The sequence below is a fragment of the Achromobacter pestifer genome, from assembly GCF_902859625.1.
Lineage (GTDB): Bacteria > Pseudomonadota > Gammaproteobacteria > Burkholderiales > Burkholderiaceae_B > Achromobacter > Achromobacter pestifer.
Map to the genome: position 1 here is coordinate 350407 of NZ_CADIJX010000005.1, position 15829 is coordinate 366235.

Sequence of the window (15829 nt, forward strand, 5' to 3'; positions counted from 1 at the left end):
GCCATGAATACGCAAAACACCACCCCCACCCGAAAAATCCTCGTCGTCGACGATGATCCGCGCTTGCGCGATTTACTGCGCCGGTATTTGTCCGAGCAGGGATTCAACGTTTTCGTTGCCGAAGACGCCAAAGAGATGGGCAAACTCTGGCAACGCGAGCATTTCGACCTGCTCGTGCTGGATCTGATGCTGCCCGGTGAAGATGGCTTGTCCATCTGCCGCCGGCTGCGCGGTGGCCACGACAATACCCCCATCATCATGCTCACGGCCAAGGCGGAAGAAATCGACCGCATCGTAGGCCTGGAGATGGGCGCGGACGACTACCTGTCCAAACCGTTCAACCCCCGGGAACTGCTGGCACGGATCAACGCGATCCTGCGCCGCCGCGGCACCGAGGAACATCCCGGCGCCCCCAGCCAGGAAAACGAATCCATCGCCTTCGGTCCTTACGTGCTGAATCTGTCCACCCGCACGCTCACGCGCAACGGCGAACAGGTGCCCATCACCACGGGCGAATTCTCGGTGCTCAAGGTATTTGCGCGCCATCCGAAGATCCCTCTGTCCCGCGACAAGCTCATGGAGCTGGCGCGCGGCCGCGAATACGAAGCCTTCGATCGCAGCCTCGACGTTCAGATCTCGCGCCTGCGCAAACTGATCGAACCCAATCCGTCCAAGCCCGTGTTCATCCAGACCGTTTGGGGTCTCGGATACGTGTTTGTGCCGGACGGTGGTAGCTGATCGGCTGGCCCGCCCTGGGCAGGAGCGCAGCCTCGTGCCCCGCTTGCGCAGAACCTTCAGGAACCTGACTTCACGTTTGCGGCTCGGCTTGTTCGGCCGCACGTTCCTGTTGCTTGCCGCGCTGATGCTGGTCAGCCTGGGGGCGTGGCTACAAGTTTTCTTCAGCATGGAGCTGGGACCGCGCGCCAATCAAATGGCGCAGCGGGTGATCACGGCCGTCAATATCACACGCACGGCACTGATCTACTCGCATAACGGCGAACGCAGCAAACTCCTGCTGGACCTGGCCACCAACGAGGGCATTCAGGTCTATCCGCGCGAAGTCACCGACTTCGCCGAAGCCCTTCCCGACGACGACTACTGGCAGCGCGTTGCCCAGCACATCCGCACGCGCTTCGGCCCGGAAACGCAGATTGCCTGGGGCGTGAACCAGGTGCCCGGCTTCTGGGTCAGTTTCCAGATAGAGAAGGACCTGTATTGGCTGGTGTTCGAGCGCGAGCAGATCGGGCTGACAGGCGGGATCGAATGGCTGGGCTGGGGCGCCACGGCGTTGCTGCTGTCCCTTGTCGGGGCGGCGGTGTCGGTGGGCTTCGTCAACAGGCCCCTATCCAGGCTGGCCCGGGCGGCGCAAGTGCTGTCGCGGGGCGAAACCCCTGCGGCCCTGCCCGAACAGGGGCCACTGGAAATCCGCGACCTGAATGCCTCGTTCAACCGCATGGCCAAAGACTTGCGGCAAGCCGAGGCCGACCGGGAACTGATGCTCGCGGGGATTTCCCACGACCTGCGCACGCCGCTTGCCCGAATGCGGCTTGAGATCGAACTGAGCGGCGTGTCGGAAGACGCCCGCCAGGCCATCGACGAAGACCTGGGCCAGATCGACCACAGTATCGGTCAGTTGATGGAGTACGCGCGCCCCGCCGGCACGCTGCCTCAGCTGGCAACGGATATTTCGGCGGTCCTGGCCGAGCTCTACGAACGCGAGCGCAGCCACACGGCCTCGCTGGGCGGAGAGCTGGACGCTTCGCTGGAACCGGGGCTGCGCGCCCGGATCACGGCGCTGGACTTGAAGCGCGTGGTCAGCAACCTGATCGAGAACGCCCGGCGCTACGGCCGTTCCAGCGATGGCATGGCGCATTTGGTCATGACATTGCAAGCTGAGGGCGGCATGATCGTCATCGAGGTCGCTGACCGCGGCCCCGGCATCGCCCCCGAAGACGTGGACCGCCTGCTGCGCCCCTTCTCGCGCGGCGAGGCGGCACGTACCGGCGTCAGCGGCGCGGGGCTGGGCCTGGCGATTGTCGAACGCTTGCTCAAGCACGTGGGCGGGGCGCTACGGATGCTTCCCCGAGAGGGCGGCGGCCTGACCGCCCGGATAGAGTTGCCCAAAGCCAAGTTTAGGAATTATCAATTAGACAACGATAATCCATAGCGTAGAATTTATGGTTTGAAGCACTGCCTTCTTTCCACCAACAACTACTGGGAGTACACATGAAAACTGTTGGCGACAAACTCGAACCCTTCAAGGTCACCGGCGTCAAGCCCGGCTTCAACCAGCACGAAGAAAATGGCGTGTCGGCGTTTGAAGACATCACCGAAAGCTCGTTCCCCGGCAAGTGGAAGGTGATCTACTTCTACCCGAAAGACTTCACGTTTGTGTGCCCGACCGAAATCGTCGGCTTCAACAAGCTGGCCAAGGATTTCGAAGACCGCGACGCCGTCCTGCTGGGCGGCTCGACCGACAACGAATTCGTCAAGCTGGCATGGCGTCGTGAGCACCCGGACCTGAACAAGCTGGGTCACTACCAATTCGGCGACACCACCGGTGCCCTGATCGACCAACTGGGCGTCCGTGAAAAGGGTGCTGGCGTTGCTCTGCGCGCCACGTTCATCGTTGATCCGGACAACACGATCCAGCACGTTTCGGTGAACAACCTGAACGTCGGCCGTAACCCGGAAGAAGTGCTGCGTCTGCTCGACGGTCTGCAAACCGACGAGCTGTGCCCGTGCAACCGTACGGTTGGCGGCGCCACGCTGTAATTTCCAGCCCGGCCAGGGGTCTGCTTGCAGGCCCCGCGCTGGGCTTTAATTGCGCTAGATTATAGGTAAAAACTATGGAATTTCTTACGACCATTAAGGAACAGCTGCCGGATTGGGCCAAGGACATCCGCCTGAATCTGGACGCCGTCATTGCCCGTTCCACCCTGGCGCCTGAAGATGCCGTGGGCGCCGCCCTGTCCGCTGCTTACGCCGCGCGCAGCCCGGTGCTGGTGGAAGCTTTCAAGAGCGGCCTGTCGGAAGGCGACGCCAATGCCGCCCTGACCGCCTCGGCGCTGATGGGCATGAACAACACCTGGTATCCGTACGTGGAAATGACGGGCGATGCCAACCTGAAGAGCCTGCCTGCCCAACTGCGCATGAATGCCTACGCCACCCACGGCGGCGTGGAAAAGAAGCGCTTCGAGCTGTTCGCGCTGGTGGCCTCGATCATCGGCAAGTGCCATTTCTGCGTGGCCTCGCACTATGAAAACCTGAAGAACGACGGCGTGTCGACCGAACAGCTGCGCGACGCTGGCCGTATTGCCGCCGTGGTGAACGCCGCCGCCCTGGCGCTGGCTGCTCAAGGCAAGTAAGCCCGATCTGCGGCAAACGCCCTGCGCAATAAAAAACCCGCCTGTGCATACAGGCGGGTTTCTCTTTGGCGGGCCGGGCGATGCCCTTCCCCCTTGTAGCGTCGCCGCTTACTGCTTCTTCATGTCCGCCGTGGTGGGCAAGCCATTGGCGACCCACGCCTCGACGCCGCCGCGATACCAATAGGCGGACCAGCCGAGCGATCCGGCGCGCAACGCGGCGTTATACGACGAACGATCGTTCATGCCGGCACCCACGAACACCACGGCCTGACCGCGATTGTTGTTCGCCTTTTTCAGCAGCCAATCGTCCAACGCACTTTGCAGATTGTCGGTGACGCTGCCGTCCGAGCCGGCATCAGGCAGCGGATAGGAAATCGGCAAGGTATCGCGCAACCCGCTGGTGTCGACGATCAGCAGATTCTTGTCGTTCTTGATCATGCCCACCAGGTCGCCGGTCGTGATCAGCTTGGCGCGATAGATCTGATTGGGCGTCGGCCCCTTGTAGGGTGCCGCAAACAGCAGGGACGTCGGCGGCACGCCCATGTCCTTGAGTTCGTCGATGGCGCTGGGCGGCATGCCTTGTCCCGGCGGCGCCTGACGGGGTTGTTGCTGCGGTTGTTGAGGCGGAGCCTTGCCGCCGCCTGCGGCCACGACTTCACCGCCCACCGTACCCATTTCGATGTCGGAAATCATCACGGCAATGTTCTCGATCAGCTCATAGCACATGGTGATCGAGCCTTCACGCGGGCTGTACCAGGCGTTGAGCTTGCCGCAGTCCTTGAACACCACGTTCACCGGCCGGGGCAGCACATAGGTTTGCCCAAGCAGCTTGATGTTGGCCGAAATCGCGTCCGACAGGTTGTTGGCGAACAGATTGCCGATCTTGCGCTTGGACGGTTCGAACACCACATTGACCGGTGCGCCGGGCGCGTTGGCCGGTTGCTGGCCGTCGGGCGACCAGGTGCCGACGCGGGTGTGCGGAGCCAGGATCCGGCGCCAGGCGCGGTTCTGCTTGTTGAATTCGTCAGAGCAGCGCGCCTTCGTCCTATCTTCGAGGCCCACGTGTTTGGCGACCGATTCGAACACGGACGGATTGCCGCCATACATGATGCACAGCATGTTGCGAAAGCGCTTGAGGTCGCCGGTGTGCTCATCCTGCCAGGCCGACGTTTCGGACGCCCCGCGTTTTTCCGCCAGCTTGCCACTGTAATACCACTGCAAGGCCGCGTAAGTCGCGGCGTCGCGCGCCATGGTGTTCGTGTCCTCGTCGGACGACGGGTACATCGTCGGCTCAACAATCTGCAAGGCGGCGTAGATGTCCACCGCGTCTTCTTCGGCGCCCGTGGACGGCAATTCCAGTTCGCCGATCAACGCATGGCCGAACTCATGCATGAAAATGCTGCGCATGATGCCGATGTACACCGACACGATACGCATGGTGTCACCGCCAAAGCGCGGATACGGACCCGCGCCGGGCAAGCCGGAACCGCCCGAACTGTTGGGAGCCGGAGCTGCCGCGGGCAGCTGCGTGCTCTGCGGCGCGCTGGCGCCGCCACCCGCGGCCCCCCCGCGCGGCGGCAAGCCGGCAGGTTGCGGAGCCGACGCGCCAGCGCCACTACGCGGGGGCAAGCCGCCGCCTTGTTGCGCAGGCGCACCCTGCCGGGGCGCCAGGTCGGTATTGATCGAAAAGTCCGCAATGCCGAACGTGCCCACGTCGTACGCCATGATGCCGATATCGCCGCCCACGGCGGAAGAATCGGTCACGTCGCCGATGATCTTGCCGTTCACGATGAACCGGGCTGCGCCCGGCAACTCGACCACCTTGATGCGGTCCGAGCCATCCAGCTTGGCCAGGCTGGGAACCGTGGCGATATCGCGGCGCTTGTCACCTTCCAGACAGAACAGGATGGTGTTCTTGTCGGCGGTGATCTCGATCAGGCACAAGCCCTTGGTTGCGCGATTGTTCAGCGCCACGCCAATGGAAGCCTTGGGATTCTGGGAATTGAGCACGACGTTCACGTCGGTGACGCGGCCCTGCTCGGGCGCAGGGCCTACGCGAAGATAAAACGTCTGTTCGCTGCCCGGCGTGGCCGGATTGCGCAAGGTGAACCAGCCGTCCTGCACCTCCCCCGTCCACCCTTGCAGCATTTGTTGTCTTACAACGCTCGCCAGGGGACCCAGCTGCTGTTCAAACTCGGCGTGTGCGGGCGCACTGAGTGCAACTAGGGCGGAAAACAGGGCGACGCCGCGTAAACGCATCTGAATATCTCTTGGTGGGCAGATTGAGGAGCGCAGAATATTCCAGAACCATCCGACCCGCTTATTTATTTGTTAAAGATGTATATCAAAGTAAAAACCCCGGCGGCCCGGGGTTTTCGGTAGGGGGACGACGTCGCCAATTGGCGACACGCGACATCAAGCGTCCGTGCGAGCCAACAGCGCAACGACCGTGGCCGCAATGCCTTCCTTGCGGCCCAGATAGCCCAGGCCCTCGTTGGTCTTCGCCTTGATGTTGACCTCGGTCTCGGCAAGGCCCGTATCCGCCGCGATGTTCTTCACCATGGCGGGCGCGTGCGGGCCGATCTTGGGTGCCTGCGCGTGCAACGTCGCATCGATGTTCACGGGCGCCCAACCCGCGCGGCGTACCCGCGCCATGGCCTCGCGCAACAGAACGCGGCTATCGGCGCCCTTGAAGGCCGGATCGGTGTCCGGGAAGTGCCGGCCGATGTCGCCCAGGCCCGCCGCGCCCAGCAGCGCGTCGGTGATCGCATGCAGCAGCACGTCCGCGTCGGAATGCCCCAAGAGGCCGTGCGTGTGAGGGATCGTGACCCCGCCGATGATCAGCGGGCGGCCTTCGACCAGCGCGTGCACGTCAAAGCCCTGCCCGACGCGAAAAGGAATGCTCATAGCCATTTTTCCATCAGTTCAAAATCATCCGGCCAAGTCACCTTGAAGTTGCGCAAGGCGCCCGGAACCAGCAAGGGCGCGTATCCGGCCGCTTCAAGGGCTGAAGCCTCGTCGGTGACGGTCACGCCATTCACGGAGGCCGCCGTCAGCGCATCGCGCAACACGCCGGCCCGAAACATCTGCGGCGTCTGCGCCAGCCACAAGCCGCTGCGGTCCAGCGTGCGCTCGACCCGCTCGTGCCCGCCTTTGACCGTGTCGGCCACCGGCAAGGCCAACAGCCCGCCCACGGGGTCAACCAGGCAGGCGTCGATCAGGCGGCGCAGCGCGGCTTCCGGCAAGCCAGGACGCGCCGCGTCATGGACCAGCACCCAGGCGTCGTCGGCCACGCCACTGTCCGCCAACGCACCGGCAACGGTATCGGCACGGGTCGCGCCGCCGCAGGCTCGCCACACGGTGCGGGGCAAACCCGCTAGCGCCGCATCGACCCAGCCGTCGCCAGGCGTCACGGCGACGCGCACTTGGGACACTCGGTCGTCCGCCAACAATGCGCGCACCGCGTGGCGCAACATGGGCTGTCCGGCCAATGGACGGTATTGTTTGGGCACGGGCTGCGCGCCGGGCCGACTGGCACGGGCGCCGACGCCTGCGGCGGGAACGATCGCAATGATTGAGTCAGACATGGTTCGGTGATTTTATAATCTTCCGCTTGATGCCTGCTTCCACCCTGATGCCCACCCCCACTTCCTCCGCCACCGCCGCGCCGCCCGTTCCTGCGACCGCCCCTACCCTGTCCGCGCTGAAACCCGGCGCGCGCTATGCGCAGCCCCGCCCGCCGGGCTCGGGAGACGCCTGGTTGTTGGCGGATCTGGCGCGGCAAGCGTCCACCCCGCTGGTCATCCTGACCGCCGAGCCGCTGGAGGCCCAGCGTCTGGCGGAAGAGATCCAGCTATTCGCGCCGGACCTGCGTGTGCGGCAGCTGCCCGATTGGGAAACGCTGCCCTACGACTCATTCTCACCGCACCAGGACCTGATTTCCCAGCGCCTGCACACACTGCATTCGCTGATGATGAAGACGGTGGACGTGCTGACGGTGCCCATCACGACGGCGCTGTACCGGCTGGCGCCGCCGGCATTCCTGGCGGCCTACACCTTCTCGTTCAAGCAAAAAGACAAGTTGAACGAAGCCGCGCTGCGCGCGCAACTGACGCTGGCCAACTACAACCACGTCACCCAGGTCACGGCGCCGGGCGAATTCTGCCTGCGCGGCGGCCTGATCGACCTGTTCCCGATGGGGTCGGCCGTGCCCTACCGGCTGGACCTGTTCGACGACGAGATCGAAACCATCCGCAGCTTCGACGTGGACACCCAGCGCAGCCTGTACCCCGTGCGCGAGGTCCAGTTGCTGCCCGGCCGCGAATTCCCGATGGATGAAGATTCGCGGACCCGTTTCCGCGCACGCTTCCGCGAGATCTTTGAAGGCGATCCGTCCCGCGCCCTGCCTTACAAAGACATCGGCAATGGCATCCCTTTTGCGGGCGTCGAATACTACCTGCCGCTTTTCTTCGAGGAAACGGCAACACTTTTCGATTATCTGACCGCTGGGACCGTCACCGTCACCGTCGGCGATATTGATGACGCGATCCAGCGCTTCAACCACGACACCTCCAGCCGCTACGGCTTCCTGAAGAGCGACCGCGAACGCCCGGTGCTGCCGCCGTCGGCGTTGTTCCTGGACAGCGAAACGCTTTATTCCCGCCTGAAGGAATTCCGCCGCCTGTCGTTGACCGCCGGCGAACCGCATCCCGACTTCAGCACCATTCCCGACGTCAGCGTGGCACGCCGCTCCGACGATCCCATCGCCAAGCTGCGCGCGCTGGTGCAAACCCGCCAGACCCGCCTGCTGCTGTGCGCGGATTCCGCCGGCCGGCGCGAAACGCTGGTGCAGATGCTGAACGAGTTCGGCGTCACGCCCGACGCGCAGCCTGACTCCATTGAAGCCTTCCTGGCGTCGGACGCGAATTTCGGCATCGTCGCCGCGCCGCTGACCACGGGCTTCGGACTGCCGCAGGCCAATCTGGCCTTCCTGACCGAAAACGATCTGTACCCAGGCCTGGCCACGACCAGCCGGCGCGGCAAACGCGATCAGGAACGCGCCAGCAACGTCGAAGCGATGGTGCGTGATCTTTCCGAACTGCGCGCGGGCGACCCCGTCGTCCATGCGCAGCACGGCATCGGCCGTTACCACGGCCTGGTCAATATGGACATGGGCGAAGGCGAGATGGAGTTTCTCCATCTTGAATACGCCAACGGCAGCACGTTGTATGTGCCGGTGTCGCAGTTGCACGTGATCGCCCGCTACAGCGGCGCCGACCCGGACGCCGCGCCGTTGCATCAATTGGGTTCCGGCCAGTGGGACAAGGCACGCCGCAAGGCCGCCCGCCAGGTGCGCGACACCGCGGCCGAATTGCTGGCGCTGTACGCCCAGCGGGCCGCGCGCGAAGGCTTTGCCTTCAACCTGCCGCTGAACGACTACCAGGCCTTCGCCGAAGGCTTTGGCTTTGAAGAAACCGTCGACCAGGCCGCCGCGATCGAGGCCGTCATCGCCGACATGACCTCCGGCCGTCCGATGGACCGGCTGGTTTGCGGCGACGTGGGGTTCGGCAAGACCGAAGTGGCGCTGCGCGCCGCCTTCCTGGCGGTGGCCAACGGCAAGCAGGTTGCCCTGTTGTGCCCCACCACCCTGCTGGCCGAACAGCACGCCCAGACCTTCTCGGATCGCTTCGCCGACTGGCCGGTGCGCGTCGTGGAGCTGTCGCGCTTCCGCTCGGCCAAGGAAGTGGCCGCCGCCATCGAAGGCATCAACGATGGCCGCGTCGATATCGTCATCGGCACGCACAAGATCCTGTCCAAAGATGTGAAGTTCAAACGTTTGGGACTGGTCATCATCGACGAAGAGCACCGTTTCGGCGTGCGCCAAAAGGAAACACTGAAAGCGCTGCGCGCCGAGGTCGATGTGTTGACCCTGACCGCCACGCCCATTCCCCGCACGCTGGGCATGTCGTTGGAAGGCATCCGCGACTTCTCGGTCATCGCCACCGCGCCGCAAAAGCGCCTGGCGATCAAGACATTCGTGCGTCGTGAAGACGGCAGCACGCTGCGCGAGGCCCTGCTGCGCGAGCTCAAGCGCGGCGGCCAGTGCTATTTCCTGCACAACGAGGTCGAGACCATCCACAACCGCCGCGCCCGCCTGGAGGAACTGGTGCCCGAGGCCCGCATTGCGGTCGCCCACGGCCAGATGCCCGAGCGCGAGCTGGAACAGGTGATGAAGGGCTTCTACCAGCAGCGCTACAACGTGCTGCTGTGCACCACCATCATTGAAACGGGCATCGACGTGCCTAGCGCCAACACCATCGTGATCCATCGCGCCGATCGCTTCGGGCTGGCCCAGTTGCACCAGTTGCGCGGCCGCGTCGGACGTTCGCACCACCAGGCCTATGCCTATCTGCTGACGCCGGGCGAAGACGCCATCACGAACAATGCCAAGAAGCGCCTGGAAGCGATTCAGGCCATGGAGGAACTGGGTTCCGGCTTCTACCTGGCAATGCATGACCTGGAGATCCGGGGTACGGGCGAAGTGTTGGGCGATTCGCAATCGGGCAACATCCAGGAAGTGGGCTTCTCGATGTACAACGAGATGCTGAACGAAGCCGTCCGCGCGCTGCGGGCGGGAGAAGAGCCCGATCTGGACGCGCCCTTCAACCTGGCTTGCGAGGTCAATCTGCACGCACCCGCGCTGCTGCCTTCGGACTACTGCGCCGACGTGCACGCACGCCTGGGCATATACAAGCGCCTGGCCCATGCCGCTGACGAAGACGACCTGATCCACATCCAGGAAGAGCTGATCGACCGCTTCGGCAAACTGCCCGAAGCGGCGCAGACGCTGCTGACCACGCACCGCCTGCGCCTGGCCGCGCAACCGCTGGGCATCGTGAAGATCGATGCCAGCGAAACACAGGCCCTGTTGCAGTTCGGACCCAAGACCTCGGTTGATCCGGCCCGGATCATCGAACTTGTGCAACGCCAGCGCAACATCAAACTGGCAGGACAGGATAAATTGCGGGTTGAGATCAAGGCTGCTCAGATCGCTGCCCGCGCCGATGCCGTGCGCGCCGTCCTGCGCGCCTTGAAGTGAACCACGCCCCTCTTTCCGATCCCTTATGACTACCCATCACCTTGTCGTTCAATCTCCTGGCTTGAGCATCGAACACGCAGAACAACTGGCCGCCCTGGCCCAAGCGCAGGGCGTGGCTCGCATCAGCAACACGGCCGCGCGCCTGCTGGATGTGCAGCACGACGCCCTGACCCGCGCTGAAGTCGTGGCCTGGGCTGAACGCAAAGGCGTGGATGTGGCCTTCCTGCCCGCCGGCCTGAAGCTGTCGCAGTGCAAGGTGTTGGCGATGGATATGGATTCGACGCTGATCAACATCGAATGCATCGATGAAATCGCGGGCGTGGTTGGCGTGAAGGACAAGGTGTCCGAGATCACCGAAGCCGCCATGCGCGGTGAGATCAAGGACTTCGCGGAAAGCCTGCGCCGTCGGGTCGCGCTGCTCAAAGGCGTGCCGGCCGAAGCGCTGGAACAGGTCTATGTGGAAAAGCTGCGGCTGAACCCGGGCGCCGAGCGGCTGATCAGCACGGCCCAGGCGGCCGGCATCAAGGTCTTGCTGGTGTCCGGCGGCTTCACCTTCTTCACGGATCGCCTGCGCGAACGCCTGAAGCTGGACAGCGCGCACGCCAACACGCTGGAAATCGACAACGGGCTGCTGACTGGCCAGGTGGTGGGCGACATCCTGGACGCCTCCGCCAAGGCGGTCTACCTGCGCGAATTCGCGCGTGCGCATGGCGCCACGAAAGAACAGATCATTGCCATGGGCGACGGCGCCAACGACCTGATGATGTTGGGCGCCGCGGGCTTCCCCGTCGCCTATCACGCCAAGCCGCTGGTGCGCGAACAGACCCGTTTTGCCTTGAACGTGACAGGGCTGGACGGCGTGCTGAACTGGTTCGAAAGCTAACCCGCCCTCAGCACTGCCGCATCATGAAAAAAGCCACCTCGCGGTGGCTTTTTCCATTCTGGCATCCGATCAGTACCGGACCCTGAGCGACAACAATGCCGCGCGGCCCGTGCCCAGCGCCGCATAGTGCGCCGCGTAGGCCTTGGTGTAGTACGTTTCGTCGAACAGGTTCAGCACGTTCAATTGCGCCGAGAAGTGTTCGTTGAATTCGTAGGCAGCCATGGCATCGAAACGCCAGTAGGAAGGCACCCAGCGCGCCTTGGGCGTGCCGTCGGCGTTGCTTGAGGCGTCCGAATTGCCGTACTGCTTATCCACGTAGTAAGCGCCGCCGCCGACCGTCAGCTTGGGCATGACCTTGTAGGTCGTCCACAGGCTGAAGGCATTGCGAGGGGTGTTGGGCAGGTCCTGGCCGACGGCGCCGCTGTTGTAGGCGCCCTTGGTCACTTCGCTGTCCATGAAGGTGTAGCCACCGAACACGTTCCACTTGGGCGTGATGTTGCCCGAGAAGCCCAGTTCGATACCGCGCACCTTCGCTTCGCCCACTTGCGCCACTTCCGTGGCGGACACGGCAACGCTCGTATTCTTGCGAGTATCGTGGAATGCCGCCGCCGACAGCGTCAGGCGGTCATCGAAGACCTGCCATTTCGTGCCCACTTCCACGGTGCGGCTCTTTTCCGGCTCAAGCGATGAACTCGTGACCGACGCCGCATCGCTGATCGCGCCAGCGGCAACGGCCGACGGCGTGGACGACGTGCCGTAGGTCGCGTAGATCGTGCCATTGGGCACCGGCTTGTAGGCCATGCCCAGCTGATAGTTGAAGAGGCTGTCCTGGCGGCTGGTGCTGTAGAACGCGGGTGTGCCCGCCGGATCGCTGCGGCCCTTCGCGATGTTGCTGCCGCTGGTGCGGTAGTTGTCCCACCGCGCACCCAGGCTGGCTTGCCATTGCTCGTTGAACTTGATGGTGTCGAAACCGTAGACCGCCGTCGTATCCGTGTTGTAGCGCGCAGGATTGTCGTTGCGGGTGAGGTGGCCGGTGTAGTCGGTGCCCGGGTCCGGGTTCCACAAAGAGGCGCACAACGCCGGGTTGGACAAGTCCGTCGCACTGACCTTGCACGCCATGGGGCCGTTGGCGATGGTCTGGGTGTAGCTGTCCTTGTTCTGCTTGATGTTGCTGTACTCAAAGCCCAGGTCGAACGTGTGCTTCAAGCTGCCGGTGTCGAACTCGCCGGTCAGGTCCGTTTGGTTGGCGAAGCTCTTCGTGACGTAGTAGCCCGACTTCAACGCACGGTAAACCAGGCCGTTGGGCACGTTGCCCTTGCTGTCGTCCGGGTTGGTGGCCGCGAAATCGGTCGTGCCGCGTCCGTAGCGGGTCACGTTGCGCAATTGCAGCTTGTCGGAAAAATCATGCTGAAAATCGACCGTGGCAACGTCATCGCGTGTGCTCATGAAGTCCCGGCCTTTCAGGCCGTAGAACGTCTTGCGGCTCACGCCCATCGTCTCCGTCACCGGCTGGCCCGTCTTCGGGTCATACGGAATGGCGTAGTCCGGCATGCTGTCGTCTTGGTAGTGGTAGTAGCTCAGCGTGATGCGCGTCGGCGTGCCCACGCCCAGCATCAACGAAGGCGCCACGCCCCAGCGCTCGAAGTTCACGGCATCGTCGCGGCCGGGCACGTCGCCCTTGTTGCCCATCACGTTCAGGCGGAATGCCGCCTTGTCGGCCAGGCGCCAATTGCCGTCGATGGTGGCGCGGTAGTTGTTGTCGGTGCCGATCTGGGCGGTGGCTTCCGTGAAGTCCGTCGCCTTTGGCGCCTTGCTGACCATGTTGATGCTGCCACCCGCGCCGCCACGGCCGGAATACACCGAGTCGGGCCCCTTGATCACTTCCACCTGTTCCAGATTGAAGGTGTCGCGCACTTGGGTGCTGGAGTCGCGGATACCGTCCAGGAACAGGCTTCCCGCTGCGTTCTGGCCCCGGATGATCGGCAAATCGCCACCCGGGCGGCCGCCTTCGCCTGCCCCGAACGTGATCCCGGGCGAATTGCGCAGCACGTCTTGCAGCGTCGATGCGGCCTGATCCTGGATCACCTGCTTGGGCACTACCTGCACCGTGCGCGGCGTGTCCAGCAAAGGTGCGGTCATCTTGGGCGACGGCACCGTAGTGGTCTGGTAGGAAGACCCCTCGCCTTCCACCCGTACCGGGGCAAGCTGCGTCACGCCCGAATCCGCGGACTGCGCGGCGGCGTAGGGGCTGATGAACAGGGCGGGCGCGGCAATCGCGGCGGCCAACGAGGTAGCGAGCGTATTCAGCGAATACGAGTCTTGGGGCTTCAAACCAGCTTCTCCAGAATATAAATAGCAACGATTCTTGTTTTTTTACCGGTTGCGATTTTGATCCTAGCTACTGAATGAAACCTGAATGAAAGCATTCCGCTCATCTAAAAGATGAAAAAACAACACTAATGACTACCAGATCGTTATAAATGCCACTAAATAGCGGAATTTAAGGTGACGCATCAATCGTGTGGAACACCATGAATTTCGATCCCCGCCAACCCGTCTGGAAAGGTCACAGCGCGATTCCATCGCGCATGCAGCACATTTCACGAGCACCAAAGAAAAACGCCCCTGAGGGGGCGTTCATGGCATTTGCGGGCCTTCAGGTGCGCAGCCGAGGATGCCGCTTGAACAGATAGCGGTACACGAAGCCCGGATAAGCCAGCACCAGGTACAGGCTGAGGGTGATCGCGTAGAACTCCCAGGTCTGGGCGAAGCGGTTGCCCAGCGTGGATTCAAACGTGAATCCCAGCGCGCCGACGATGGCATAGAACACCAGCACTTCAAGCAGACGCAACCAGAACGGCTTGACCGCTGTCGCCCCGCCCTGCTTCCAGGGCAAGATCGCGAACACCCGTTCCGTCAGGAACGGGAGGTTCGCGCTGACAAGCGCCAGTGCGATCAACAGCCAAACCGCCAGCGTCTGGTTCATGGCTTACAGGCTCAGCGACGAACGGATCGCCTGGACACACAGTGCCATCAGGCCGCCCGGAAGCAGGCCCAGCACCAGCATCATGGCGCCGTTGACCGACAGCAGGCCGCGCTGGCCGCACGTGGCGACGATCGGGGCAGCGTCGGCCGCCGGTTCGTCGAAGTACACCACCTTGACGACACGCAGGTAGTAGAACGCGCCGATCAGCGAGAACAGCACCGCGATCACGGCCAGCGTCACGTGGCCAGCGCTGATCAGCGCTTGCAGCACGGCCAGCTTGGCGTAGAAGCCCACCAGCGGCGGAATGCCGGCCAGCGAGAACATCAGCAGCAGCACGATGGCGGCATGCCACGGGCTACGACGGTTCAGGCCCTTCAGGTCGTCGATGTGCTCGCACTCGAAACCCTGACGCGACAACAGCAGCACGATGCCAAAGCTGGCCAGCGTGGTCAGCACGTAGGTCAGCATGTAGAACAGCGACGCGCCGTAGGCGGCCGACGACAGTTCCGGCTTGCCGGCAACCGAACCCGACATCAGGCCCAGCAGCACGAAGCCCATGTGCGAGATCGTCGAGTACGCCAGCATGCGCTTGAAGTTGGTCTGCGCGATGGCGGTCAGGTTACCGATGGCCAGCGACAGCACGGCCAGGATCATCAGCATCGGCTGCCAGTCGGCGGCCAAGCCGTGCAGGCCGTCCACCAGCAGACGCAGCGTGATGGCAAAAGCCGCCAGCTTGGGCGCTCCGCCCAGGATCAGCGTGACCGCGGTCGGCGAACCCTGGTAGACGTCCGGCACCCACATGTGGAACGGCACGGCGCCCAACTTGAATGCCAGGCCCGACACCAGGAACACGATGCCGAACACCAGCGCCATCTTCTCGGCCTTGCCAGCCGCGATGACCTTGGAGACTTCAGCCAGGTCCAGGTGACCGGTGGCGCCGTAGACCATCGACATGCCGTACAGCAGGAAGCCCGAGGCCAATGCGCCAAGCACGAAGTACTTCATGGCGGCTTCGGTGGCCACGACGTCATCACGACGCAGGGCGATCAGCGCGTAAAGCGCCAGCGACATCAGTTCCAGGCCCAGGTAGATGGAGATCAGGTTCCCGGAGGAAATCATGACCATCTGACCCAGCAACGCAAACAGCGTCAGGACGTAGAGTTCGCCGCCCTTGAGCATGTCACGGACCTGCGCATACACACGGCCATAAACCAAGGTCGCGGCCACGGCGATGTAGGACGCGATTTTCAGCAGGTGCGACAGTTCGTCGGTGACGTACAGGCCGTGGAAGGTCTTGCCCGCCACGCCGTTCTTCCATTGCACGGCCGACACAACGGTCAGCACGCCCAATGCCAGCAGCGTCAGCAGGAACGTCGGCTTGCGCTCGGGGTGATTGCTGACCGCGTCGACGAGCAGGATAGCCAGGCCGAAAACCAGCAGAAGGATTTCCGGTGTCGCCAGGGCGAAATCGATTTGGGATTGCATCATTGTCT

12 protein-coding genes are annotated in these 15829 nt (G+C 63.3%); 6 read left to right on the forward strand and 6 right to left on the reverse strand.

What is annotated here, in order from left to right; all coding sequences use genetic code 11:
- Positions 1-3 precede the first annotated feature (3 nt).
- The 4 genes from risA to HV753_RS20795 all read left to right on the forward strand — a co-directional run bounded on the left by risA (position 4) and on the right by HV753_RS20795 (position 3368).
- The gene (risA, locus tag HV753_RS20780; protein WP_003813882.1) at positions 4-738 is read left to right on the forward strand and encodes a response regulator transcription factor RisA; all 735 of its coding nucleotides are present in this window, start codon (positions 4-6) and stop codon (positions 736-738) included.
- Positions 739-772: 34 nt separating this feature from the next.
- Positions 773-2167, forward strand: coding sequence for a sensor histidine kinase RisS (gene risS / locus HV753_RS20785; RefSeq protein ID WP_454673266.1), 1395 nt, complete (start codon positions 773-775; stop codon positions 2165-2167).
- Between the two features lie 59 nt (positions 2168-2226).
- Positions 2227-2775, forward strand: a complete 549-nt coding sequence (locus HV753_RS20790) for a peroxiredoxin (protein WP_006217982.1) — start codon at positions 2227-2229, stop codon at positions 2773-2775.
- 74 nt (positions 2776-2849) lie between these two features.
- The gene (locus HV753_RS20795) at positions 2850-3368 is read left to right on the forward strand and encodes a carboxymuconolactone decarboxylase family protein (protein ID WP_100857370.1); all 519 of its coding nucleotides are present in this window, start codon (positions 2850-2852) and stop codon (positions 3366-3368) included.
- A 108-nt stretch (positions 3369-3476) separates the two neighbouring features.
- On the opposite strand, the gene HV753_RS20800 is transcribed toward HV753_RS20795, so the two are convergent.
- The 3 genes from HV753_RS20800 to ispD form a co-directional block, all read right to left on the reverse strand.
- Complete coding sequence (locus HV753_RS20800; protein WP_175176483.1) at positions 3477-5516, reverse strand: DUF4344 domain-containing metallopeptidase; 2040 nt, start codon at positions 5514-5516, stop codon at positions 3477-3479.
- 267 nt (positions 5517-5783) lie between these two features.
- Positions 5784-6275: a 2-C-methyl-D-erythritol 2,4-cyclodiphosphate synthase gene (gene ispF / locus HV753_RS20805; RefSeq protein ID WP_175176484.1), complete on the reverse strand. Its 492-nt coding sequence runs from the start codon at positions 6273-6275 to the stop codon at positions 5784-5786.
- Positions 6272-6955, reverse strand: coding sequence for a 2-C-methyl-D-erythritol 4-phosphate cytidylyltransferase (gene ispD / locus HV753_RS20810; RefSeq protein WP_175176485.1), 684 nt, complete (start codon positions 6953-6955; stop codon positions 6272-6274). Before ispD ends, ispF begins: the two co-directional genes overlap by 4 nt.
- Before the next feature lie 29 nt (positions 6956-6984).
- Here ispD and mfd point away from each other — a divergent pair, with 29 nt between their 5' ends.
- Together mfd and serB are read left to right on the forward strand one after the other, a co-directional pair.
- Positions 6985-10467, forward strand: a complete 3483-nt coding sequence (mfd, locus tag HV753_RS20815; RefSeq protein ID WP_175176486.1) for a transcription-repair coupling factor — start codon at positions 6985-6987, stop codon at positions 10465-10467.
- 25 nt (positions 10468-10492) lie between these two features.
- Positions 10493-11350 (forward strand): phosphoserine phosphatase SerB, encoded by an 858-nt coding sequence (serB, locus tag HV753_RS20820; RefSeq protein WP_175176487.1) that lies wholly within the window; start codon positions 10493-10495, stop codon positions 11348-11350.
- Between the two features lie 69 nt (positions 11351-11419).
- Here the strand turns inward: serB and HV753_RS20825 are convergent, their stop codons facing one another.
- The 3 genes from HV753_RS20825 to nuoN form a co-directional block, all read right to left on the reverse strand.
- Positions 11420-13681, reverse strand: coding sequence for a TonB-dependent receptor (locus HV753_RS20825; protein ID WP_175176488.1), 2262 nt, complete (start codon positions 13679-13681; stop codon positions 11420-11422).
- Positions 13682-14006: 325 nt separating this feature from the next.
- The gene (locus HV753_RS20830) at positions 14007-14336 is read right to left on the reverse strand and encodes a DUF2818 family protein (RefSeq protein ID WP_175176489.1); all 330 of its coding nucleotides are present in this window, start codon (positions 14334-14336) and stop codon (positions 14007-14009) included.
- Between the two features lie 3 nt (positions 14337-14339).
- The gene (gene nuoN / locus HV753_RS20835) at positions 14340-15824 is read right to left on the reverse strand and encodes an NADH-quinone oxidoreductase subunit NuoN (RefSeq protein WP_175176490.1); all 1485 of its coding nucleotides are present in this window, start codon (positions 15822-15824) and stop codon (positions 14340-14342) included.
- Between the last annotated feature and the right edge of the window lie 5 nt (positions 15825-15829).